Here is a 22,117-nt window from a genome sequence, read left to right as displayed (position 1 = left end):
GCTGAGTACGCTCGAATAAGGCCGGCATCAGCGCCAGGCGCTGATCAAACTGCATAGCCGCGGAAAATCTGGCTGGGAAATCCGCAACAAGCAGCCTTACCTGAGCAATCGCTCCTCGAATGGTATGTCGGCGACAACCTGCTCAACCTGAGCGATGACAAGCTGCGCGAAATCTTAAGCTGGCTATCCGGCGAGTTAGTCAGCTAATTGAAAAGCGGCTCCCAACCGCTGCATTTCAGCGCAGGGAGCCACTTGGCCATAGTGATATTATGACTGGCTGTTATCGGATGATTTTTCGCTTTGAAGGTAATCCAGTGTCATTCGGGTTAAACGCTGCTTCTCTTCCTCACAGATAAAACTGGCCTGAATCGCATTGAGGGTAAACTGGGCGATCTCTTCCTGCGTCATTGGGTGTGCATCGGCCACCGCCTGAAAATTATCTGTCATATACCCACCGAAATACGCCGGGTCATCCGAATTGATGGTGACGCACAAGCCTTTGCGCAACAGATCGACAATATTGTGATCTTTCATCTCCTCGAACACCTTGAGTTTTAAGTTCGACAGCGGGCACACGGTTAACGGTACCTGCTCCTGCACTAAACGCTCAACTAGGGCAGCATCTTCAACACAACGGACACCGTGATCCACCCGGGTCGCCCCCAGCAGATCCAGGGTATGGGTGATATTTTCCGATGGCCCTTCCTCACCGGCATGGGCTACGGTCAGAAAACCTTCTGCCAACGCTTGCTGAAAGACCGCATGGAATTTCTCCGGCGGATTGCCCTGCTCAGAGGAGTCCAGCCCCACGCCCACGATTTTGTCTTTATGCGGCAGCGCCTGACTGAGCGTGGCAAACGCTGAGTCCTGATCGAGATGGCGCAGGAAACACATGATCAGCTGGCTGGAAATACCCAGAGTTTCCCTGCCCTGCTCCAGTGCGCGATGAATGCCCAGCACCACAGTATCGAAGGCAATACCACGCCCGGTATGGGTTTGCGGATCAAAGAAGATCTCTGTGTGCACCACGTTATCGGCTTTACAGCGCAGCAGGTAGGCCCAGGTTAAATCGTAAAAATCCTGCTCGTGGATCAGCACGTTTGCGCCCTGGTAATAAATATCCAGAAAAGACTGCAAATTGTGGAACTGGTACGCCGCACGCACTTCATCAGGTGAGTTAAACGGAATCGCGATCTGGTTTCTCTCGGCCAGTGCAAACATCAGCTCAGGTTCCAGTGAGCCTTCAATATGCAGGTGTAATTCCACTTTTGGTAAGCCAGTAATAAAGGATGTCATAAGGTGCTCTTAATCAGGTTCTCAATACGTTGACTGGGATGATTAACAGCTTTTCTGCAGCAAAGGAGAATGGGATATTCTGACCATGACAAAGAGAAAAGCGATTAATCGACTTAACTCTTCGTAATCAGAATTTTACGGATTCTGGTAGAGACCCCCACACCCTATCAGTGGGGTTATACGAAGCGGGTTGTATCGGTTTACGCTAAACCGATGACCACAACGGGACGAACTTTCTCATATCAGCTGCCGGCTTGCAAGCCGTGCCAGCCAACACCCTGCCTGCGACCCCATAGCAGAAGGCAACTTACTACTGGTTCTGGTTACTGGTTTCTGGCAAAAATGACGGGAAAAACGTCACAATGAAAAATGCGCCCCCGTTCGCAGAGGCGCAGCGCTAATGTTACTCTTTCTCTTCTTTAGAAAATTCTTCGCTGGCCTTTTGCCAGGCTTCACTCAGGCTGTCATAGGCACCAGAAAAGCCTTCTTTGACATGATCCCAGGCGCCGGCCGAGCTGCTCTTCATGCTGCCATACCATTCAGCCAGTTTCACCCGCTGTTCCTGCATCGATTTCAGGCTTGCTCTGGATTTCTCACGGGCAGCCTGATCCATATTGTCCCAGTCATCTTCTATCTGGGTCTGCAACTGCTCAATATGTTTATCCAGGCTGTCGATGCCTTCTTTCGTCGCCTTCATGGCTTCGTCTTTTTGCTCTGCAGAGTAGTTTTTCAGTGACTCCAGCAAATCCTGCGTCTCTTTGTTCACCTGTTCTGCAGATGTCACTGCTTCTTCTTTTTCGTGATGGGCCGCGGTGGCCACGCCAGGCAACAGCCCGATGGACAACACAAGTGCACACACCGAGGCATAACGACGAACGACATTCACTTTCATATTTCCTCCAAGCGTCGTGATATGAATGAAGAATCAGACCTAAAGTATGGCCGATCCCTAATAAAATTGTGTTCACTCACTGTCAGGATACGGTTCACTGGCGAATCCTAACGGATGTTCCATACTTTATAGCACTGGTTTCAACAATGAAAAACAATAAGTTATGGATGAGAACAACAGCACTTTATTAAATCTGCGCACCATTGAGCCTTCCGATTTTAAGCAACTTGCTGCATTGGAAGATCTGGTATTTCCTGATGTTGGTGGTGCCTGGCCAAAATCCACCATACAGGGGCTGGTCAAACATTTTCCCGACGGGCAAATCTGCATTGAGGACAAAGGAAAGATCATTGCCGCTGCACTGACCATTAAAGTCAGCTACAACCGCTATTCCCTGAACCACACCTATCTGGATATAGTCGACGCCAACAATGTGGCCTGCCACAACCCGAACGGGGATGCGCTGTATGGGCTGGACGTATTTGTCCATCCGGATTATCGCGGCCTTCGCTTAGGGCGCCGCTTATACGAAGCCCGTAAGGAGCTCTGCCGGGCCAACAACCTCAAAGCCATACTTGCCGGCGGACGTATTCCGGGTTATCACAAATACGCCGATGAAATGCATGTTTCTGATTATATTGCCAAGGTCAAACGCCGCGAAATTCACGACCCGATACTCTCGTTTCAGCTTGCCAATGATTTCGACGTAAAACGCCTGATGAACCGCTATCTGCCTGAAGATGCGAAGTCCAAAGGCTACGCCACACTGCTTGAATGGGACAATATTTTCTACGAAGAAGATATCTCGATCCATCAAACCGAAAAAACACTGATAAGGCTGGGCATAGTGCAGTGGCACATGCGTCGGGTCGTGTCGGTCGACGACCTGATGAATCAGGCCGAGTTTTTTGTTTCTTCGCTCTCCAAATATCAGTCCGATTTTGCATTGTTCCCTGAGTTTTTTAATGCGCCGCTGATGGGGTTAGCCAGAGACAAAGATTCGGTTGAGGCCATTCGCTACCTGAGCCAGTTCACTGAAGAAATCCGTCAGCGATTTTCTCAGCTGGCTGTCACGTATAACATCAACATCATTGCCGGCAGTATGCCTTACCTGAAAGGAGACAAGCTGTACAACGTCTCATATCTGCTGCACAGAGACGGGGACATTGACGAGCAATATAAAATTCACATCACGCCACACGAAGTCAGAGACTGGGTGATAGACGGAGGCGATAAAGTCAAAGTCTTTGACACCGATGCCGGGCGGATTGGTATTCTGATTTGCTACGATGTCGAGTTTCCCGAACTGGGCAGGCTGCTGGCCGATCAGGGAGTCCAGATTCTGTTTGTCCCTTTCTGGACAGATACCAAAAACGGCTATCTGCGGGTACGTATATGTGGTCAAGCGCGGGCGATTGAAAACGAATGTTACGTCGCGCTGGGAGGCAGTGTCGGCAACCTTCCCCGGGTTGATAATGTCGACATCCAATATGCCCAGTCTGCGGTGTTTTCTCCCTCCGATGTGTATTTTCCGCACGATGCGATCATTACGGAAGCCAATGCCAATACCGAAATGATTATTTTCGCCGATGTCGACTTGTCAAAATTAAAACTGTTGCACAACGAAGGCTCTGTCACTAACCTAAAGCATCGACGCTTGGATCTTTATAAAATGAAGACCAAAAAGCGTAACAAAAAGAAACATTAACCGATGCTTTTCACAGGAAGTGGCCATGCTACGAACTATTCGACAGACAGTGCTCATTCTTGGGACACTGTCTGCTTTTTCCGTTTCCGCTCAGAGCACTGTCAAACCTGGACTTTCAGGCAATGTCAGTATTAACCTGGGTTGGTTTAAGAACGACTCCCACCTGAGTACCGAGCAATCATCCGTACTCGATTCGCTGGACGAATCCGGCACGAACGAAGAAAAAACCCTGCCCCTGCCGATGTGGGATTTACAGCTTGGTGTTGCGCCAAATACCGCGCTGTATTTCAAATCGGCGCTGGGCGGGATGGCGAGCAGTTTCTATATGCAGGCGGGCCTTACTCAGTATTTGAGCGACGGCTCCAGCTTAGGCATTGGCGTTATTCCCGGCTTTTTTGACAACAAAGTGTGGGATGACCCTTTTCTGACCGGAACACCAAGGCAGGAAACCAAACGCTCTATCCGGGGCGCGGTTCTCGACTACAACCGCATTGCGGGAACCAATGTGTCGTTAGAGCTGGCCGCGGGTAAACGGAAAATCGAGGATGAACGCAGCGGCTCCACCTTCAGTACAGCGGCTCAAGACACACTTAAACGCGAAGGCGATCTTTTCTATGCCGCACTGAGCCAAAAGCTGGATTTAAATCGTCAGTTTGGCATTGACTGGAAAATTCACTATATCGATGACAGCGCGGAAGGTGGTGCAGTAGCGAACAATCGCTATGGTGTTGAGCTGACAGCCCGGCAACGGATCGATCGCTATATTGTGATGCTGGGTGCCAGCACGGCATGGATTGACTATGACGAGGTCCATCCCATTTTTAACCAGGTCCGGGATGACAACCAATACGGTTTTTCCGCAACCTTGATCTACCTGGCCCCGTTTAACTGGCGAAACGCCAGTGCCGTTGCCCGGGCTGGGTATGACAATCTGACGTCTAATATTGATTTTTATGAAGAAACTCAGAACCTGTACAGTATAGGGCTGGCCTATTCGTTTTAATGACATTGCACATGATGTGCAGCCTGCGCTGCCATCATGTGATTCATAAACGGCTAGCTTTTTTTCACAAACCACCCTTTCATCACCGACTTGGCGTTTGCCCATTTGAGCTTATCCTTGATGTCATTCAGTGTGGTCAGTTCATTCTGGTAGGCAACCGCAATCGGCCAGCGCTGGCCTTCCACTTCCAGAACCAGTGAAGGAAAGCCAGACACACCCAATGCTGCCGCGTGTGCTATGTCTTCCTGAAGTAATGCGTCAACCTCAGCGCTGGTGATGTCTGTCATGAAACGCGCAACGTCCAAACCCAGCTCAGCAGCCAGCCTGGCATGGGTCTGGTAGTCAGAAGGATTCATTGCCCGCAGGTAATAAGCCTGCTGAATTGCCTCTGTCATTGCATTTTCCTGTCCCTGTTTTTTTGCGGCAATAACAGCCCGACAGGCAGGGTAAGTCGACCGGCGCGGCTGGCACTGTGTCCAGAAGTCATGATTAAATTCTGTCCCCAGCTGGCTGGCTATCCGGCGCCAAGTCAGCTGCAACATCTGCTGCATCTCTTCCGGCATGGGCTGATCACTGTCGGGAGCCAGACCACCCAACACACAACGAATTTCCACATCAGCCGGTAACTGAGCTTTGAGCCGCTGAAAAGCAGGACGATAACCCCAGCACCAGCTACACATAGGATCATGAACGTAATACAAAATAGCGCCCACACATTTCTCCTGACTGAGGCTTTTGAAAGAATTTCTAACCATTCATTCTAAAGCTATCATGGCTATGCGCCAGCTTTATCTGGAGTTCTGCCCCCGGCTTTTGTTGCTTGTGCTGCTGTTACTGCTGCTGACGTATCTTAGCCCTTTGATGTGAATACAAGGTGGCAGCATCCTGTTCCGTTAGCTGCAAGTTAAATTGCGTGGTCAAGAGCTGATACAGCATGGTGGCGTCACTGATATCCACCGCTCTCTCCTGCCCTGTCTTATCATCATATTCAAAGTAGGTCAGGTTTCGGATCAGATACCGCCGGCTGTCAAGAATCCGCGATACCACCAGATGATTCACAAATACAGCCTCAGGGGCTTGATGACTGTAAAAATGGCTGATTGTGCAATCTGATTCCAGGTATTCCGCAAAATCAAAACGATACAGTGTTACCACTTCATCAGAGTTTGTGGCCATCACCAGCATACCGCCACGGTTGTCGGATTCCACGCTGTACTGGTATCTGACATCAGGCTGAGGCAGGTTGGTATCCAGGGAAATAATCTGTCTTGGGTTCATGATCCCGAACCCGACATCGATCAGATACTGCTTATCGCGCAGGGTGAGTAAGGTTAAGCGGTGAGAACGGCCATTGTCCGGATTACCGTTAAGCATCACACGGCCAATCAGAGGGCGGACATCAAAGCCCAGCTGTTTCAGCACCAAAAATAAGACCTTGTTGTGCTCGAAACAATAACCGCCGCGGCGTTGCACTATCAGGCGCTTTAATAAAGCCTCAGGTTCCAGACTTAAATCATGCTTCAGAATGACATTGGTACTGGAAAACGGATAACGTGCCAAATGGGCAGCTAACAGAGATTGCAGCCATTCCAGGCTGATTTGCGGCTCGTTAATAGCCAGGCTTTGCAGATATTGATCGATAAGGTTTTTCATTTAATCGCTCCGTTGCATCAAATAAGTAACGCCACGATAAAACCTCAGGTTAACTTGAGGTCAAGCAATAATATATAAAAAACCTCTTGGCGCCGCTCATTACAAACCGGCTGAATCTGTGCTTTGCCCGGTTTTTAGTGTCACTTGATATCGACAGGCAACTGCTCCAGCACATGCCGTTTTTTATCGTCAACGCGATCGCTGAACTGACTCAGTAAAATGCTGAGTTTCGGACTGATACGCATCTGACAAAACGGCTTCTGCGGGTTGCTGTAAAAATAATCCTGAATTTCATGCCGTGATGGCTGAAACGCATCAAAGCGCAGGGCCTGGGTTAAAATAGGTTGTTCGAATTCAGGTTGAAGGGCTTTGAGACAAACCTGCGCCGCACGTTGCTGATCAGGACTGAACGCATAAACAGCCGAGCGGTACCTGTGGCGCAAGGCATGGTTCGACGTACAGCTGTGGGTATAAAGGTGGATCTGAATCAGGGTATAAAGATCAATCCTGGCAGGGTCAAAGCGCAGTAAAATTCCTTCGGACATCTCTTCGTGCCCCTGAGCTGACAGCCAACCCTGATCGACTTCGCCAACGCCTTTCAACGACCGAAACACAGCTTCGGTACACCAATGGCAACTTCCGCCCAGACCGACAGTTTCCATCCAGCGCCTCCTGCTTTATCCATTCGACTTTGGTTATTGGACTCCTTCCGGCACGAAATGGTTTCACCGGCAGCAGCATCTTGCCGGTTTCTCTGCGCAATTTATGTAATCAAATGTTGCGCCCGCTGCAGCAGCCAGCCCATTTTTGCCGATAGTACAACACGATACTAAGCCGCATTGACTTTGGCGGGCAGCAATCAACAGTCGTCTCTGATGGGGGTAGCAGGCTGGCAAGGAAAGAGGTTGCAGTACTGTACTTTGTTTGGCCGGATGAGCGCTTTATGGTCTGGCAGAGCACGCTTTATGGTCTTGCAGACCAGAGGAAGGCTTTCCCCAGGCAGGACTGCCCGGGGATGTGTTCTTTTCTAACGCAGTTAACGATGTTCGCGCTGCTGTTTCTTGCGTGTCAGCTTTTCCTGCCGACGGGCCTCGATAATGCTTTTGGCATCGCCGCCAACGTGTTGTTCACCGCGTTCTGCTGCCAGTTGAACCTGCTTCTCACGCTCGCGAAAACGGGCTTTCTGCTCGTCAGAGTGTTTATCAAAACATTTCGGGCAGCTAACGCCTTTTTCAAATTGCACACTCTGCATATCCTGCTCTGTGATCGGCAAACGGCAGGCGTTACACATGTCATAAGAGCCTTTTTCCAGCTGGTGATTTACCGTGACACGGCCATCAAAGACATAGCACTCACCTTCCCACAAGCTCTCTTCGGCAGGGACTTCTTCCAGGTATTTCAGAATGCCGCCTTCGAGGTGATAAACCTCATCAAAGCCCTGCTCTTTCAGGTAAGCGGTGGATTTTTCGCAGCGGATACCGCCGGTGCAGAACATCGCCACTTTCTTGTGTTTAGCCGGGTCCAGGTTCTCTTTCACGTACTCAGGGAACTCGCGGAAAGTCTCTGTCTTCGGGTTGACAGCGCGTTTGAAAGTACCCACTTCAATTTCATAGTCATTACGGGTATCAACGACGAAAACGTCAGGGTCAGCAATCAGCTGGTTCCAGTCTTTTGGCTTCACATAGGTACCGACGACATGGCGAGGGTCAATACCTTCTACACCCATGGTCACTATCTCTTTCTTCAACTTAACCTTAGAGCGGTTGAACGGCTGATGATCGTCAAATGACTCTTTGTACACTATGTCCGTTAAGCGAGAATCCGTCTTAAACCAGGCCAGCAGGGCGTCAATATTTTCGCGTTTGCCGGCAACTGTGCCGTTAATACCCTCTTTAGCAAGCAGTAACGTACCGCGAACCTGATTCTCTTCCATCAGGTTCTGTAGTGGCTCACGAAGGGCTTCAAAATCTTCCAGTGCAACAAACTTATACAGTGCACAAACTACGTATTGGGACATCGTTTTTCCTCAGTGCGGACTGGATCGTAAATCCAGAGCATTGTTCTATACATAAACGGGTAGCGTTTGCTGACCCTGCTACTTGTTCTCGCAGCAATACCCAGCAAGCCAGTTTCAGGCTGATACCGGTTGGCCAAAAGACTCGTCATTCACAGTTTTTACTACGATTGCACCTACAGGCGGCATACAAAAGTGAATAAGCGCGGCATTATAGCCAAGTCTGGCCGCATTAAACACACATTTAAAATAAGGTTAATTTATGCGGTTTTCTCAGGTCTATACCTTAGAGGGCGGTTTATCTTGAAATTTTTGACCGATGGCCCTATCTATAAAACCACATCTAGTTAGTTGGAGAACGACATGCTCACTTGGGAAAAAGTTATTGAACACGCAACCAAAGGCGATATCGTGCCTCCCCGCCGCGTTGAAAAGAACGAAGATGAATGGCGCCAGCAACTGACTGACGATGAATATTACATTACGCGCCAGAAAGGCACGGAAAGACCGTTTAAGTCGGAAATGTGTGAATTGTTCGAGCCGGGGGAATACGCCTGTGTCTGCTGCGGCAACATGCTGTTTGACGCCGGGGAAAAATTTGACTCAGGTTCAGGCTGGCCATCCTTCACCCAACCGGTAAACGTCAGTGCTATCAATTACCTGATGGACACCTCGCACGGCATGCAGCGTATTGAAACTGTCTGCGCTGTCTGCGATGCCCATCTTGGTCATGTCTTTCCTGACGGCCCGGCACCCAGCGGACTGCGATACTGCATGAATGCCGTTGCGCTGAAAAAAGTCAGTCTGTAACTACACTTGCCCGGCACCCGTCGGGCAAGTTATTTATATTTATCCCAGGCGGCCTTGAAGGCTTTTTTCATTGAATCAAACGCTTCTTCGGCGCCCTGCCGTAATTCTCCCCATGCCTCTTCGCTGGCATGTTTCACTTCGTCCAGTTTCTTTTCCGCCTCCGCTTTTCTGGTTTTCAGCTGTTGAATTTCATCGCGGTATTTTTCTTTCAGCTCCGCACTGGAATGCTGAGCTTTTGCTTCCAGCTTGTCGATTTCTGCATTGATCTCTTTCATCTGTGCGCTGAGCTTTTCTACAAATGCTTTTCTGTCCATCTCATACTCTCTCAAAGTGGGTGGCCTAGGTTGCGGCCAATCAATGTCGATAAATGAATTACAGATATAAGCATAGTTGCTTAGCCGCGTTCTGTTAGTGTCATTCCGGAATATGGAAAGGGAACACTTGCAGTACATGTCTGATAACGCTATACCTGTCCTACTTGAAGTTGCAGCGGTGTTGGCTGCGTTCATTCACCCCAATCACATAGTTCAGCTATGCACATGGGGATTCACTCACTTACCGCCTACCTGCATCATCAAGTAGTTTAGGTATATAACCCATCCATAGACGGCTAAGGGAGAACAAGGATGATCATCGCGCAGTTAGGCAATCCGATACTACGCCAGCAGGCGAAAGCCCTGTCGACTGAGCAGTGGAAAGAATACGCCACCTTTTTTACCGACTTGGAATCTCTGATGCGCAGCCACCAGGGAGTGGGTATTGCAGCCCCGCAGGTCAGTGAATCGCTGCGTGCTTTTATTGTTGCCTCTTCTCCGAATGCCCGTTACCCGAACGCGCCGGCCATGGCACCAACGCTGATGCTCAATCCTGAGATTTACTGGATGAGCGAAGAGAAAGAAAAAGACTGGGAAGGTTGTCTGAGCATTCCTGGTATACGTGCGCTGGTACCGCGTTCCACCCAAATACGTGTAGGTTACGAACAGCTTGATGGGCAAAAAGTCCGCTGTGAGTTATCTGGCTTCATCGCGCGGATATTCCAGCATGAATTGGACCACTTAAACGGTATCGTTTTTCTTGATCGCGCTGACTCGCACGATTACGCCACTGAAGCCGAGTACCGTCGCCAGCTGGGACTAAACTGAAAGAAGCGGCCAGCGCCGCTTCTTATTCCTAGTCTGCTATCTGCCCGCCTGATTTTTCGTATTTTCGATTAATGCCTGACAGAAACCGAAGGACTGCTCTGCTGGTGACTCGCCTTCTCCGGGCCAGGCTTTTCTTGTTGTTCATCCGATGCAGAAACGGCAGTCCGGGTTGGCTTGGCGGGTTTCTTCATGAACAGCAATGCCATCAGAATCAAACCAATACCCGCCCATTGCAAGAGCCCAAGGCTTTCTCCGACCAGTCCGATACCCAGCAAGACCGCAGTAACCGGGTTCATCAATGAGAACATCGACATCACATTCGGCCCGAGTTTTTTCACTGAACGTACCCAAGCCCAGTAACCAAACGCGGTATTGAGCAATACCAGCCACAACAAGCCGGGTATAGCATCCACAGACAGCGCAACCGGCGCGCCGGCCACAAACCAAGCGAAGGGAATCAGCATCATGCCGCCAAGTACGAGCTGCCAGGCGGCAAAGCTCAGCGCATCGTTAACCGGCCAGCGTTTCATCCAGATAGCGGACTGAGAGACCAGTGCCGTACCCGCCAGGGCGGCCAGGGTGCCAATCGGATCCAAATCTGCAGACGGGTTCAGCAATAAGCCCACCCCGATTAAACCCAGCACTGCTAGCGCCACTGAGCGAGGGTCCGGTTTTTTACCTTCACCCAGCCACTGCAGCAGCATCATCTGCAACGGCATTGTTGCCCCCAACGTGCCGGCGACAGAGCCAGGCAAACGATAAGCGGCGATGAAAAGTAACACAAAGAATGCGGCAATATTGCAAAAGCTCAGCAAGGTCATGCGGCTCCAGCTCAGCGGTGGCAGCTTAGGTCGTATCAAAAGCAATACCAGTCCGGCAGGTAAAGCCCGCCATACAGCCACCCAGTAAGGAGACATATCTTGCAGAAACAGGCTGACGGCAGCATAGGTGCTGCCCCACAGCATGGGCACTAATAACGCGAGCAGATAGTTCATTTCACTTCCCTTTAAGAATCTTTATATCAAATATCTTTGCATAAAGATAAATTAGTGGCTATTTGCCTTTTAATCAAGTATCTTTTTCGAAAAGTTAATGACATATTTTTGACTCAATGAAGAACGGACAAACACAACCCTATGCAAGATCATGTCGATAAACTATTGATTCAATGGCAGGAACACCGGCCAGACCTGGACTGTTCTCCTATGGGGATCATTGGCCGCATGTATCGGGCCCACAGAATAATGACGGACAGTATCAATGACGTGTTCAAAGGCTACGGACTGAGCCAGGTTGAGTTTGATATTCTGGCCTCGCTGCGCCGAGCCGGCGAACCCCTGACCCCAACCCAGCTTTATCACACTGTGATGCTGTCTTCCGGGGCGATGACAGCCCGGCTGGATAAGCTGACCGACAGAGGGCTGATCTACCGGCAGCCGAGTGACGATGACAGACGCAGCTGTAAGGTGTCGTTAACACAAGATGGACAGGCACTGGTCGACAAAGCCGTCACTGCCCATGTTGCCAATGAGCATCAGATGCTGACGGCCTTAGATAAAGACGAGCAGGCCCAGCTAGCGGGATTATTGCGAAAATGGCTGTTGGCTAACGAGTCAGCATTGAAATAACCTTATTCAGTATTGACGCATTTCATCCTGTATCGCCTGAAACCGCTGTTCAATGTCTGCCAGATCCTGTGGTTCATTCAGGCTATCCTGACTGGATCGCAGGATCATCTCCGCCTGACGGCGAACGGCATCCTGCTGCTCGCTCGTTCTGCAATAACTGGCAATCCGGCCAAGGCTTTCCAGCAACCGGATGGTCACTGCCGTATCGGATTTGCCATGCTGGCGGATCTGATCAAAAGCGGCGTTGAGTATCCCGGTAAAAGTCAAAGGCCGTTCTTCCAGCCGCAACTGGCCGTCATCGTCATACCAGCGCGCCGAATGAAATGACCGGCCAGTCAGAGTGCAAAGTACAGCACTGAGCCTGTCGACGCAGGTCATGGCAGTAAAGGGGTCATTAATACCCGGTGACAATGCTCTGACCGCCACTTCCACCAACTGATGAACAGCAAATTCAGGATCTTGTTCCGGCGTACGCAGTTTCCCGACAATCATGCAATCAAGAAGCTGTGAATCCAGACCGTCTTCCGGCTCAGTGTCAGACTGCACGACAGCGATTGAACACCCTTTGACGATAAACTCCCCGGCTCTGTAGCCCAGCACAATCCGGCAATTAAACTGCTGCGCAAGCTGGCATAAACACTGCCTGTCTACGGCTTGCAGGTAACCTTCACTGTCCGCTGCGACCACATGATGAAACATACCGGTTGGATTGTGCTCACCCTGAAAAGGTTCAGGTTCAGATTCACCGAGTTCATCAGGGAAAAAATGCTCAATGTGCTGATTCAGCTCCTCATACACACCATTGACGACGTTATCCGCCTGAATTGAGGTAGCCACATGGTGAATGAAATAAATCAGAACCGCGACATTGAACAGGGCCAGTAACAAAGCCAGATTAACCGCAATGCGAGGCACGAACTCATCGCCGTTGGAATGGGTCACACTGCTTAAGACCAGCAGACAATAGATGAACGTCGCTATGAAGGTGCCAAGCACGTACTGATTACCCGGATCGCGCATGAAATTTCGCAGCAAGCGGGGACCAAACTGAGAGGAAGCCAGCGTCAGTGCCACTATGGTGATAGAGAAAGCCACCCCGGCCACCGTCACCATGGAGCCCGCAATCGTCGACAGTACGCTGCGTGCTCCCTCTGCGCCTCCCGAGAAACCGATATCAGGCAAAACCAGAGAGAAGTGCGCCAGCTGATGATCCAGAGTAACGATAATCCGGGCCAGTCCGATGGCAATAATCACCATCATGGCAGGGACAAACCAGAAACTGCTCCTTACCGCTTCCCAACGATTTAACCAGTGTGTTTTCATGCCTGCCCTGCCGTGAAGTGGAATCACCTGACCTGCCAGACAGTCTCGTGCGCGTATCAGCAACAACCCTAGAGATCAGCTGGCAAAAATGGCGGGCAAATACGTCTGCCCGCTGTGATAAAGATAGCAGAGCAGAAAAGTAAACCACTGATATCAGGCTTGATGTCAGCGCGGCTTACGGCTGTTCGTTGCAGAGATCAGGCAGATTTCGCCCAAACGGTTCGAAAATGTTCCAGCACCAGCACAGTGTCTTCGCTCATCTCAATAGCCAGCTCTTCGCACTCGGCGCTGAAAAACTGCCAGTGGGCATCACGCCACCAGCGCAGCGATTTGTCACCTTCTCCTTCAGCCGCCGCGAACTCAGCGGTCACATCTTTAAACCGAGCTTCTGCCACCCGGGTAATTTGCGTGATCGCGACCGGAACGCCCTCCCAGTCAGTGACCACCTGCAAATGGCCGACCTGCGGCATTGGCTCCGGCCCTTCCTCACCGCCTATCTGATACCAGTATTTCATACTGCAGCTGGCTTGCTTTTCTCCTTTTCGTACCAGTTCGGCACAAATGTCTGCATTGTCTTTGTCTGCACAGAAATAATCTGCGCTGACACTTGAAATAGCCGGTATTTCAGCTTCCGATAAGGTCACCAAATAAGCCGACAGGCAGTCTGCCGCCTGGGGAGAAAGCTGAAACTGTTCCGCTAATGTTGCCGGTGCAAAGTTGTTAAAAATCATGATGTCCCTGTCGTTGTTAACTATGCGCTCTGTACAGGCTTATCGTCCGGCGAGTGCCGCCGCTAATCCCATCTGATAGCCGGTATCTAACCGTTTTTTGTCTGTGGTAATACGGCCGACATCAAACTCTGCCGGCGGTGCTATAACATGAATGCGACAGTCTTGAGGCGGGTTCTCAATAAACGCAATGGCGCTATTGTAATTGTCGGCACGCTTCATCATCACCCGCGCCAGCTCAGGGGTATCTGCCAGCATACGACGGAGGAACCAGCTCGTTTTGCTGGTTTTCTTCCGGTAGCCCAGCGGGCGTGACAAAATCACCGTGATTTCTCTGGCACCCATTTGATAGGCTTTGATGACAGGAATAGAATCTGCCACCCCACCGTCCGTCATGGCATCGCCATTCAGCAGCGGATAATCCCGGTACGCGACCGGCACAGAGCAAGAAGCTTTTAGCAACTGTTCAAGATTATCTGCCGTGGCTTGGGTATAAACGGCCTCTCCGCTAGAGACTTGGGTAGTGACCACGTACAAAGGAATGGGTTGCGCGTCGAAAGCATCCAGATCCAAGCGTATTTCATCAATAGTGATCTGCCACAACCAGTCGAGATCCAGCCAGTGCCCGCCGCGAATAAATTTGCGTAAACTGATAAATTCCGGGCGGCAGGAATAATCCGTGATCACTTTGTAATTACGGCCATGCTGATTCGCCAGCCAGGCCGCAAGATTGGTGGAACCGGCCGAAACACCGATGCAAAAATCAAATGGCCGGTAGTCTTGCTCAAGAAAACCATCCAGCACACCGGCAGCAAAAATGCCGCGCATCGCACCGCCCTCGACAACCAGAGCATGTGATTCAGCCACTGCCATCTCTCTCTCCTTTCAAGCCAGATCTGACTAAGCGACTGGCCATTATGCAGCCAGTGCTTATGCCACAGGTTCAGATTAACCCTTGTCCTTGATGAACAAATAGAAACCAAATCCCATCGTGTCGCGGCCAAACTGGTGGTAATACGCGTTCCACTCGCGAACCGCATCACGCTTTTGACGCGCTTTGTCATCCTCTGGATTGGCCATCACAGCACGTTCTGCTTTCAGGCGAAAGCAACCTTCAAAATGATCCCACTCGTCCTGATTGCTGGTTGCTGCATACACAGTGGCCAAACCGTGAGATTCCGCCACCGACATGTTGCCCTGGTGATCGTAATAAATACCAATCGGCTCACCAATGAAGTCCAGATACGCCTGGGCCGGTGGCTGCTTCCAATAGGCTTCGCCAATCAGCAATTGACCATGGGGTTTCAGCCATTGCTGCATCTTAGTCAAAGCTGCCGGATAACCCGCATCCCCTTCACCAAACGCATGGGTCGATCCCATACAGATAGCCACGTCATACTGTGTCGCGAACGGATAGTCGTTGGTATCAGCCACTTCGAATTTCACGCGATCAGCCAAGCCCAAGGCTTCTGCTTTCGCATTCGCGGCGGCAATACAGGTCTCAGAAATATCCAGTCCGAGACAGTGTGCCCCTGTCGCACTGGCAAGACGCAGTAAAAATTCCCCTTCCCCGCAACCAATATCAATAACATGGCTGTCAGTGTGGAGACTCAGTATGTCGATCAGTCGATGTGCTTTTTCGAGGCTGAGTGGGCTGTTAAATAACATCCAATGTCCTTATCTCACGATTTACCCTGCAACAGGCTGTTTCGGGGTATCCAGTATCAGCTGGTAGAAATCCAGATCTAACCAGCGCTCAAATTTATAGGCCGCTTGCTTTATCGTGCCGGAATATTCGAATCCCAACTTTTTGTGCAAGGCAATGCTGCCGGTGTTTGTCGAATCTATGCCGCCAACCAGCACATGGTAATTCTGCTCGCGGGCCGCCTCAATCAGGGCATCCATCAGCTTTCGCCCCAAGCCTTTACCCTGATGCTGCGGATGAATGTACACAGAGTGTTCAACAGAATATTTAAACGCAGCCCATGCGCGGAAGGTGCCGTAACTGGCAAACCCCATCAGCTCACCGGCATCATTTTCAATACCAATCACAGGAAACTGATTGGCCGTTTTGGTGGCAAACCAGGTTTGCATGATGTCCATCGTACGGGGCTGGTATTCGTAAAGTGCGGTGGTGTTAAGAATGGCATCGTTGAAAATAGCCAGAATGGCTTCGCCATGTTTTTCATAGGTACAATGAACAAACTGCATCATCCCTCCTGATGCTCACAATACTCGGCAATCATTGCCTTCAGTCAGGCAGATACTTTACCACTAACTTTTTCTGCGTTAAGCGAAAATTTCAGAAAAGCAGCCAGGTTGCAGGCAAAAGCCATGGCTTAAACTTCAGCAACCAGATAATTGGCCGCCAGTAAAAGCAGTAAAGAGATCGCAATTAACCAGGCTGAGAACACAACTTCATGGTAGGCCTTGGTCAGCAGCGCGTTTTTATGCTGATTGCTCTTATATAACAACTGCCATGTTTCGTAACAGCGAATCACGGCCAGGTGAAGATTGTCATTTGCGCCTTGTTGCTTCATTTCTTCCAGCCAGTTGTTGGGTAAATGCACACCATACACATCGGCCGGCCTGAGCAGGCGAAACAGAAAACTCCAGGCAGATATCAAACCCAGATAGGTCACGGTCACGGCGATAACAGCCAGCCAGGCGATGGCATGCTGAGGCGGAACAAACAAAGAAGAAGCAATAAATACCAGAACGGTAAACCCTGCGATGACAGCGGAATGCAAGCCAAGCAGACGGGCCGCTTTTTCTTCAAGATACCGGGCGCGGCACTGTTCGTCTGATAAAGCCGTGCGAATATGGTGATACAGCACGGCCATGTTGTCTTCTCTCATAGCATCAAGGCTTACCTGTTGGCTGTAAATCCGTTCCTGAGAGTATAGACGCTATGGCTAGCCACGAAGTATCAGTCACTTGCCACTCTTGTGTATTACTTCAATGTCTGCTGCACCCAAGCCTTGCCATTGGTCATTTGCACTTCTGCAACAGCGCCATTCATTAATGGCATGTTCGGTGCCAGATGGCCGATGTCAGCGTCCAGAATGACAGGTACTGAAAGATCGCCCAGTACTTGCTGAATAACCTGAGAATGTGACAGTGATTTGCCGTGACTCAGCGGCGAGCCATCCCGGCCGAACATCACCCCGTTGACCGCGTCAAACACACCATTAAATTTCATTGCCATCAGCACGCGGGCCATCGCTGTTGGCGATAACTCGGCGTTTTCCAGAAACAGAATCAAACCGTCCTGTGCATACTGCGCTTTCATCTGCGGCAGATTCAGGTATTCAGTACCTGATATCAGACCCATGGTATCCAGACAGCCTCCAATCAGACGGCCTGAAAACGCGACCGATTTCGCTGCATCGTTTGCTGATAAAACCGTCCATCGCGTTGGCTGAGTGAAAGCGAACTGTGCCTCGGGATCCTTGCCATAATTGGCCGAGGCCACCTCATAACAGGATGATTGCTGTAGCGTAAGAGATTCACCGGCAGGCAGGCTCAGTAAAGAAAAAATTGCGCTATTGAGCGGATCCGTCACAGCAGGATGAAGCTGCATCAGGTTCGCACAGTGTAGGCTGGCCCAACCGCAGCGAGCCGTTAAGACAGACGATATGGTGCTGATATCTGAAAAGCCAATCAGCCATTTAGGTTTGGCATGGCGCAGTAAGTTCAGATCCAGCAACGGCAACAGTTCCATCGCCAGTTCACCTCCCCAGGGCGGCAGGATGGCATCGACGCGATCATCCAGCAAAAACGCCATCAGCTCTTTGGCCCGCATTGGCGCCGGTGCACTGACATGGCCGGCATTTTCCCGTAAGCAGTGCCCTTCCAGCACTTTAAAGCCTCTGTCACGCAAGCCCTGGATCACCAGATCAAGGCGCACATGAAAATCTTCAGGTACGCCTGCCGATAATGCTGTTACTGCTATTGTACAACCAGGAACCAGTGGGGAAGGATAACGCATAGGGCCTCTCTTAACCGCATCAAACGAAAGCCCACACACTACGACAGAAGAAAATTAAATCAAGTCAATTCAACAAGTAACAAAAGACACAATAATACTTTCCCGTTGTTAAGCCGCTATCAGGCGCTCAAAAAACCACGTGTTTACAAATCACCGGCATCACTTTGCTGCGCGGATGAAACAGCCACTATGGGTGATCATGAGCAGGCGTGATCCGCGTTTGCGACAGGTAGGATGACAGGCTGTGGCGCGGTTCGAAATCCGGGCTGATCGGCACGCTCACATTCATGGTTTCCACCTCCAGCACCTCTTCGCCGTATTTTTTGAGAAAACTTGGCAATGACAAGCATTTCACGCCCTCTGCCCAGCCATATTTCACCAGCATGTCCGCCAGATTTTCAGGGCTGTAGCGCTTTTCCTCTGCCAGAAAATAAAACGGTGCCAGCGTATCCTTCTCAATTAAGGTCACGTGAAAAGCCGCCAGATCATCAAGATGGGCCGCATAATACAAGCCGGAAGACGGGATAAGGACAGGAATGCGAAGGCTTTCTCGACGGTTCAGTGAAGTATGAATCGGGCATTCGTGGCCACCGTACACCAGAGTAGGCACAAAAACCGGCGTCCAGCCCAGCTCTATGACTTTTTCCAGCACCGGTACCTCTTTTTCTGCCGCCGACAGGGGCTCAAACTGGAGTTCATCGGGTGAACAGTCATCGGCGCACCCAAACACTTCGATACCCGATGTATACAGCTTTCTGGCATCCGGTTTTGCAAAGCGCTCTATGCTGTCCATCAACACCGAAAAATCCGGTGCCTGCTTTTCCTGCGCATAAGGTGCCATGACAGGCCGGGCGCAACAGATCACAGCATCAAACTTCCCGGCCATGTATTCATCCTCTACGGCTAGTGGGATGGCCAGCGGGTTATCCTGCTCAGGATGCTGACTGAGCGCAAAGACCTGATAACCGTGATCTATCAGGTGCCGGACCACATAACATCCGAGCACCGAATTGCCCCCTGCGACTAAGACCTTCATTTCTCCTCCTTGTCTGTTCGGTATGCCAAACATGCCTGTCTGCACACTTTAAAAAACGTTCTGTTTTCCTGTCCTTAAGTTATAAGCATAGTCGGTTGAGGTAAAGGCTTTGGGGAACTGGGAGGGTTTCACCTTCATTGCCGCGACAAGCGGGAATCCATACCGCGAGTACGATTTATAAGGCTGGGTAAGTATGTCGCGCTTGAGTTTGGTGGTTTACTTACCATTATCTGACGCGCGCCAGTTACTCTTTGTTGGTGCAAAGAGTAACCAGAAAACACCTTTTATTCTTTGGTGTGGCCGGGCCGGTTGTAGGCGCTCCCGGCGCCGACAACCTAAAAATTCGTCCTGAATTTTTCCCTGGGGGTTGTGCCAGCCAAGTACATTCTCAATCCGTCATTTCCGCAACAGGCGGGAATCCATACCGCGAGTGAATTTCTAAGGCAGGGTAAGAAGTATGTCGCGCTTGAGTCCGGCGCTTCTCTCGCCATTGTCTGACGCGCGCCAGTTACTCTTTGTTGGTGCAAAGAGTAACCAGAAAACACCTTTTTATTCTTTGCTGTAGTCCGGGCCGGTTGTAGGCGCTCCCGGCGCCGACAACCTAAAAATTCGTTCTGAATTTTTCCCTGAGATTGTGCCAGCCATGTACATTCTCAATCCGTCATTTCCGCGACAAGCGGGAATCCATACAGCGAGTATGATTTCTAAGGCTGGGTAAGTATGTCGCGCTTGAGTCCGGCGCTTCTCTCACCATTATCTGATGCGCGCCAGTTACTCTTTGTTGGTGCAAAGAGTAACCAGAAAACCCCTTTTTGTTCTTTGCTGTGGGCCGGGCCGGTTGTAGGTGCTCCCGGCGCCGACAACCTAAAAATTCGTTCTGAATTTTTCCCTTGGGAAGTGGACAGCAGCTGTCTGTGAAAACCGAGCCACTGAAAGCAACACGGGACTGCCCAAGCTGCCAGCAAGCAATGCACTGCACTGCGTCGGCATCACCCGACCGGGATAGCCGGAAGGCCAAAAGAATGAGGAGAATGGCACGCATCACCACCTAAGAGGAAGCCAACGCAAGACCGAATTCAGGCGGTAACCCATTGAAATGAAACACACCGTGATCACTTCCCGTTTGCACTCGTCTTGACGAAACCCGCGGGCGCCCCCCCACCGAATACCAATCGAACAATTTGCTTAATAAGGCTGTCCGGGCTTGTTCAACACCCGGATAGAAGTGTCGGCTGCGCGACACGTATCCTTATTTGTTATACCACTGTCTCAACGTTTTTCCCTGAATGCCATCGCACAAACAGCCCTTTTACAAACGTCTGATATTCCACAATATCGTCTTCACATAACGGAATCGGTCGAAACTGTTCCGGTGGAGCATGGGAAATTGCATTTCTTAAATTTGCCCAAAGTAATAGCTCGTCGATCTCATGCTGCTCGATGTGATAGCCACTATTAACTAAAGCTTCTAATTTTGACTTGAGTCCGAACAGCTTCTTGGCATTTTTATCTACAAGCTGATAAGTGATAACTGCTTCAATTAATCCCTGAAGCCTCCAGAGAGCAAACTGCCAAAGGTATTGATTATCGGTATAACGATAGTAAGCAACGTCATCGAGGATCTCATCTGCAATTTCAGAGCTTTCGCTACGAACTCTTGCGGCTTCAGATTCATACTGATGATTTCGCGCCTCTATCATTTCACGCACGATTGATACCGCATGACCGAAATCGGATTCAGTTACACCGTAAACCCAGTAGTCACTCTCTGTCAGGTTTTTTAGTTGCTCGCGCATTTTATCTCCGAAGTGGTATAACGCCCAATTAAGTAGTGAGCAACGCTACTACCGAACTAAAGCATTGTGCCGTAAACACAAAAGCTGATTCAAACCCAAAATGCCAAGCGTTGCGAATCTGCTTGAATTGTTTGTTAGCTGCGTTTAAAAAGGCTTGAAAAACATATATTAACCCTCATATTAGGATCACGATATGGAGGGTATTATGTCATTTAAAAGAAACTCATTAAGCTTAGAAAAAATGCAGGTATTACTACTCACTGACCTAGACGAAAACGTGATGATGGACTTGCTTTCGGGACCGAGTGTGTACACTGAACACGTTACGAAAAAAGCGATTGATGACGCAAAAGAGATCCAAGACACTGACGATCTCACTGAAGATGAAAAGGATCTACAACTAGAGTTTTTAGCTGATGACATGAATTATGCGAAAGAAGCTCAAGAATTAGCGGAAGAATTAGCCATTATAGGATTGTTCAAAACTCTAGAAATTCGCATCGCTAAAGCGACCAAAGCATCAAAGCTTATGAGCAACAACAAAGTCAAAGAGCTTTATGTTACGGATAAATTCATCGAACACTTCAACTCAATTGGTATTGATTTAAACTCGGTAGCTTACTTCAATGAATATAAAGAGCTAAAGCTGTTAAATAACTGCCTAAAACATTCCGGTGAAGTGAATCAGTCTCTGGAAGATGCTAACCCTACAACATGGACAAAAGGTGAGAAAATTACCGACTTTGCAACTCACTTCCGTCGCTTGCTACAACCAAATATTATGTTTTTAAATAACCTCGGAGCAGATATTCGTTCCAAGCTATAACAATCGCTGTCAACGTGCTTGATTTAATGCAAGCACGTAAGCAGATAACGCCCACTTAAGGGGCTGACAACGCGACTACCAAGTTTCCGCACAACACCGTAATCACTTAAGCCAACGCATAATAAAAATGCTGCGCGTTGGAAGTCCCTCTTGAAGTGTTTGTTGAACCAAGCCGCTACGCGGCAGAGCTACAACAGCCCACATACTGATCTCTGAACCCTGCCATCCGGGCAGCGGACTGGAGACCGTATCATGAACGCCCAACAGCAGC

General features: G+C 49.9%; 23 protein-coding genes and 1 riboswitch. Of the genes, 6 read left to right on the top strand and 17 right to left on the bottom strand.

Annotation, left to right across the window (positions count from 1 at the left end):
• Positions 1–267: 267 nt before the first annotated feature.
• Both P0Y67_RS19315 and P0Y67_RS19310 read right to left on the bottom strand, forming a co-directional pair.
• Positions 268–1,296 (bottom strand): adenosine deaminase, encoded by a 1,029-nt coding sequence (locus P0Y67_RS19315; protein WP_342393188.1) that lies wholly within the window; start codon positions 1,294–1,296, stop codon positions 268–270.
• A 104-nt stretch (positions 1,297–1,400) separates the two neighbouring features.
• Positions 1,401–1,500, bottom strand: a riboswitch (purine riboswitch).
• 199 nt (positions 1,501–1,699) lie between these two features.
• Positions 1,700–2,188, bottom strand: coding sequence for a hypothetical protein (locus P0Y67_RS19310; protein ID WP_342393187.1), 489 nt, complete (start codon positions 2,186–2,188; stop codon positions 1,700–1,702).
• A 163-nt stretch (positions 2,189–2,351) separates the two neighbouring features.
• On the opposite strand from P0Y67_RS19310, the gene P0Y67_RS19305 reads away from it, so the two are divergent.
• Both P0Y67_RS19305 and P0Y67_RS19300 read left to right on the top strand, forming a co-directional pair.
• Positions 2,352–3,896, top strand: coding sequence for a bifunctional GNAT family N-acetyltransferase/carbon-nitrogen hydrolase family protein (locus P0Y67_RS19305; protein WP_342393186.1), 1,545 nt, complete (start codon positions 2,352–2,354; stop codon positions 3,894–3,896).
• 25 nt (positions 3,897–3,921) lie between these two features.
• Positions 3,922–4,899: a DUF2860 family protein gene (locus tag P0Y67_RS19300; protein ID WP_342393185.1), complete on the top strand. Its 978-nt coding sequence runs from the start codon at positions 3,922–3,924 to the stop codon at positions 4,897–4,899.
• Between the two features lie 53 nt (positions 4,900–4,952).
• Here the strand turns inward: P0Y67_RS19300 and P0Y67_RS19295 are convergent, their stop codons facing one another.
• The 4 genes from P0Y67_RS19295 to trhO all read right to left on the bottom strand — a co-directional run bounded on the left by P0Y67_RS19295 (position 4,953) and on the right by trhO (position 8,569).
• Positions 4,953–5,612 carry a DsbA family protein gene (locus tag P0Y67_RS19295; protein WP_027251018.1) on the bottom strand — a complete coding sequence of 220 codons (660 nt, stop codon included), beginning with the start codon at positions 5,610–5,612 and terminating at the stop codon, positions 4,953–4,955.
• A gap of 118 nt (positions 5,613–5,730) precedes the next feature.
• Positions 5,731–6,552, bottom strand: a complete 822-nt coding sequence (locus P0Y67_RS19290; protein ID WP_342393184.1) for an arylamine N-acetyltransferase family protein — start codon at positions 6,550–6,552, stop codon at positions 5,731–5,733.
• Between the two features lie 140 nt (positions 6,553–6,692).
• Entirely contained in the window at positions 6,693–7,214 is a 522-nt protein-coding gene (locus P0Y67_RS19285; RefSeq protein WP_027251016.1) for a peptide-methionine (S)-S-oxide reductase, read from the bottom strand.
• Between the two features lie 374 nt (positions 7,215–7,588).
• On the bottom strand, positions 7,589–8,569 hold the full coding sequence (trhO, locus tag P0Y67_RS19280; protein ID WP_027251015.1) for an oxygen-dependent tRNA uridine(34) hydroxylase TrhO: 981 nt from the start codon (positions 8,567–8,569) through the stop codon (positions 7,589–7,591).
• A gap of 360 nt (positions 8,570–8,929) precedes the next feature.
• Here trhO and msrB point away from each other — a divergent pair, with 360 nt between their 5' ends.
• Positions 8,930–9,376, top strand: coding sequence for a peptide-methionine (R)-S-oxide reductase MsrB (gene msrB / locus P0Y67_RS19275; RefSeq protein WP_342393183.1), 447 nt, complete (start codon positions 8,930–8,932; stop codon positions 9,374–9,376).
• Between the two features lie 29 nt (positions 9,377–9,405).
• Here the strand turns inward: msrB and P0Y67_RS19270 are convergent, their stop codons facing one another.
• Complete coding sequence (locus tag P0Y67_RS19270; RefSeq protein WP_051287782.1) at positions 9,406–9,690, bottom strand: hypothetical protein; 285 nt, start codon at positions 9,688–9,690, stop codon at positions 9,406–9,408.
• 312 nt (positions 9,691–10,002) lie between these two features.
• Between P0Y67_RS19270 and def the strand changes: the two genes are divergently transcribed.
• Entirely contained in the window at positions 10,003–10,518 is a 516-nt protein-coding gene (gene def / locus P0Y67_RS19265) for a peptide deformylase (RefSeq protein WP_342393182.1), read from the top strand.
• 68 nt (positions 10,519–10,586) lie between these two features.
• Here the strand turns inward: def and P0Y67_RS19260 are convergent, their stop codons facing one another.
• A complete protein-coding gene (locus tag P0Y67_RS19260) occupies positions 10,587–11,513 on the bottom strand; it encodes a DMT family transporter (RefSeq protein WP_342393181.1) in 927 nt (308 codons plus the stop codon).
• 141 nt (positions 11,514–11,654) lie between these two features.
• Here P0Y67_RS19260 and P0Y67_RS19255 point away from each other — a divergent pair, with 141 nt between their 5' ends.
• Complete coding sequence (locus P0Y67_RS19255) at positions 11,655–12,146, top strand: MarR family winged helix-turn-helix transcriptional regulator (RefSeq protein WP_027251011.1); 492 nt, start codon at positions 11,655–11,657, stop codon at positions 12,144–12,146.
• 6 nt (positions 12,147–12,152) lie between these two features.
• Here the strand turns inward: P0Y67_RS19255 and P0Y67_RS19250 are convergent, their stop codons facing one another.
• From P0Y67_RS19250 to P0Y67_RS19210, 9 genes are all read right to left on the bottom strand, one after another.
• Positions 12,153–13,469: a DUF2254 domain-containing protein gene (locus P0Y67_RS19250; protein WP_342393180.1), complete on the bottom strand. Its 1,317-nt coding sequence runs from the start codon at positions 13,467–13,469 to the stop codon at positions 12,153–12,155.
• 197 nt (positions 13,470–13,666) lie between these two features.
• On the bottom strand, positions 13,667–14,200 hold the full coding sequence (locus tag P0Y67_RS19245; protein WP_342393179.1) for an ASCH domain-containing protein: 534 nt from the start codon (positions 14,198–14,200) through the stop codon (positions 13,667–13,669).
• Positions 14,201–14,239: 39 nt separating this feature from the next.
• Positions 14,240–15,070, bottom strand: a complete 831-nt coding sequence (locus tag P0Y67_RS19240; protein ID WP_342393178.1) for a patatin-like phospholipase family protein — start codon at positions 15,068–15,070, stop codon at positions 14,240–14,242.
• A 75-nt stretch (positions 15,071–15,145) separates the two neighbouring features.
• Positions 15,146–15,865 (bottom strand): SAM-dependent methyltransferase, encoded by a 720-nt coding sequence (locus P0Y67_RS19235; RefSeq protein ID WP_342393177.1) that lies wholly within the window; start codon positions 15,863–15,865, stop codon positions 15,146–15,148.
• Between the two features lie 21 nt (positions 15,866–15,886).
• Positions 15,887–16,408 carry a GNAT family N-acetyltransferase gene (locus P0Y67_RS19230; protein ID WP_342393176.1) on the bottom strand — a complete coding sequence of 174 codons (522 nt, stop codon included), beginning with the start codon at positions 16,406–16,408 and terminating at the stop codon, positions 15,887–15,889.
• Positions 16,409–16,536: 128 nt separating this feature from the next.
• Entirely contained in the window at positions 16,537–17,055 is a 519-nt protein-coding gene (locus tag P0Y67_RS19225; RefSeq protein ID WP_342393175.1) for a hypothetical protein, read from the bottom strand.
• Between the two features lie 95 nt (positions 17,056–17,150).
• Positions 17,151–18,188, bottom strand: a complete 1,038-nt coding sequence (locus P0Y67_RS19220) for a S66 family peptidase (protein WP_342393174.1) — start codon at positions 18,186–18,188, stop codon at positions 17,151–17,153.
• Positions 18,189–18,375: 187 nt separating this feature from the next.
• Positions 18,376–19,224 carry an NAD-dependent epimerase/dehydratase family protein gene (locus tag P0Y67_RS19215; protein WP_342393173.1) on the bottom strand — a complete coding sequence of 283 codons (849 nt, stop codon included), beginning with the start codon at positions 19,222–19,224 and terminating at the stop codon, positions 18,376–18,378.
• 1,256 nt (positions 19,225–20,480) lie between these two features.
• A complete protein-coding gene (locus tag P0Y67_RS19210; protein ID WP_342393172.1) occupies positions 20,481–21,020 on the bottom strand; it encodes a hypothetical protein in 540 nt (179 codons plus the stop codon).
• A gap of 193 nt (positions 21,021–21,213) precedes the next feature.
• Between P0Y67_RS19210 and P0Y67_RS19205 the strand changes: the two genes are divergently transcribed.
• Entirely contained in the window at positions 21,214–21,846 is a 633-nt protein-coding gene (locus P0Y67_RS19205; RefSeq protein ID WP_342393171.1) for a hypothetical protein, read from the top strand.
• Positions 21,847–22,117: the final 271 nt, after the last annotated feature.

Origin of the sequence: Photobacterium sp. SP02 (assembly GCF_038519165.1) — a bacterium.
Lineage (GTDB): Bacteria > Pseudomonadota > Gammaproteobacteria > Enterobacterales > Vibrionaceae > Photobacterium > Photobacterium halotolerans.
The sequence above is the reverse complement of the archived record's forward strand: the minus strand, read 5'-3'. Positions and strand labels throughout refer to the sequence as shown.

Bases quoted from the DNA above. Each gene is read 5' to 3' on its own strand.
- P0Y67_RS19315 (WP_342393188.1), bottom strand. From the start codon at position 1,296: ATGACATCCTTTATTACTGGCTTACCAAAAGTGGAATTACACCTGCAT.
- P0Y67_RS19310 (WP_342393187.1), bottom strand. From the start codon at position 2,188: ATGAAAGTGAATGTCGTTCGTCGTTATGCCTCGGTGTGTGCACTTGTG.
- P0Y67_RS19305 (WP_342393186.1), top strand. From the start codon at position 2,352: ATGGATGAGAACAACAGCACTTTATTAAATCTGCGCACCATTGAGCCT.
- P0Y67_RS19300 (WP_342393185.1), top strand. From the start codon at position 3,922: ATGCTACGAACTATTCGACAGACAGTGCTCATTCTTGGGACACTGTCT.
- P0Y67_RS19290 (WP_342393184.1), bottom strand. From the start codon at position 6,552: ATGAAAAACCTTATCGATCAATATCTGCAAAGCCTGGCTATTAACGAG.
- P0Y67_RS19285 (WP_027251016.1), bottom strand. From the start codon at position 7,214: ATGGAAACTGTCGGTCTGGGCGGAAGTTGCCATTGGTGTACCGAAGCT.
- trhO (WP_027251015.1), bottom strand. From the start codon at position 8,569: ATGTCCCAATACGTAGTTTGTGCACTGTATAAGTTTGTTGCACTGGAA.
- msrB (WP_342393183.1), top strand. From the start codon at position 8,930: ATGCTCACTTGGGAAAAAGTTATTGAACACGCAACCAAAGGCGATATC.
- P0Y67_RS19270 (WP_051287782.1), bottom strand. From the start codon at position 9,690: ATGGACAGAAAAGCATTTGTAGAAAAGCTCAGCGCACAGATGAAAGAG.
- def (WP_342393182.1), top strand. From the start codon at position 10,003: ATGATCATCGCGCAGTTAGGCAATCCGATACTACGCCAGCAGGCGAAA.
- P0Y67_RS19260 (WP_342393181.1), bottom strand. From the start codon at position 11,513: ATGAACTATCTGCTCGCGTTATTAGTGCCCATGCTGTGGGGCAGCACC.
- P0Y67_RS19255 (WP_027251011.1), top strand. From the start codon at position 11,655: ATGCAAGATCATGTCGATAAACTATTGATTCAATGGCAGGAACACCGG.
- P0Y67_RS19250 (WP_342393180.1), bottom strand. From the start codon at position 13,469: ATGAAAACACACTGGTTAAATCGTTGGGAAGCGGTAAGGAGCAGTTTC.
- P0Y67_RS19245 (WP_342393179.1), bottom strand. From the start codon at position 14,200: ATGATTTTTAACAACTTTGCACCGGCAACATTAGCGGAACAGTTTCAG.
- P0Y67_RS19240 (WP_342393178.1), bottom strand. From the start codon at position 15,070: ATGGCAGTGGCTGAATCACATGCTCTGGTTGTCGAGGGCGGTGCGATG.
- P0Y67_RS19235 (WP_342393177.1), bottom strand. From the start codon at position 15,865: ATGTTATTTAACAGCCCACTCAGCCTCGAAAAAGCACATCGACTGATC.
- P0Y67_RS19230 (WP_342393176.1), bottom strand. From the start codon at position 16,408: ATGCAGTTTGTTCATTGTACCTATGAAAAACATGGCGAAGCCATTCTG.
- P0Y67_RS19225 (WP_342393175.1), bottom strand. From the start codon at position 17,055: ATGAGAGAAGACAACATGGCCGTGCTGTATCACCATATTCGCACGGCT.
- P0Y67_RS19220 (WP_342393174.1), bottom strand. From the start codon at position 18,188: ATGCGTTATCCTTCCCCACTGGTTCCTGGTTGTACAATAGCAGTAACA.
- P0Y67_RS19215 (WP_342393173.1), bottom strand. From the start codon at position 19,224: ATGAAGGTCTTAGTCGCAGGGGGCAATTCGGTGCTCGGATGTTATGTG.
- P0Y67_RS19210 (WP_342393172.1), bottom strand. From the start codon at position 21,020: ATGCGCGAGCAACTAAAAAACCTGACAGAGAGTGACTACTGGGTTTAC.
- P0Y67_RS19205 (WP_342393171.1), top strand. From the start codon at position 21,214: ATGGAGGGTATTATGTCATTTAAAAGAAACTCATTAAGCTTAGAAAAA.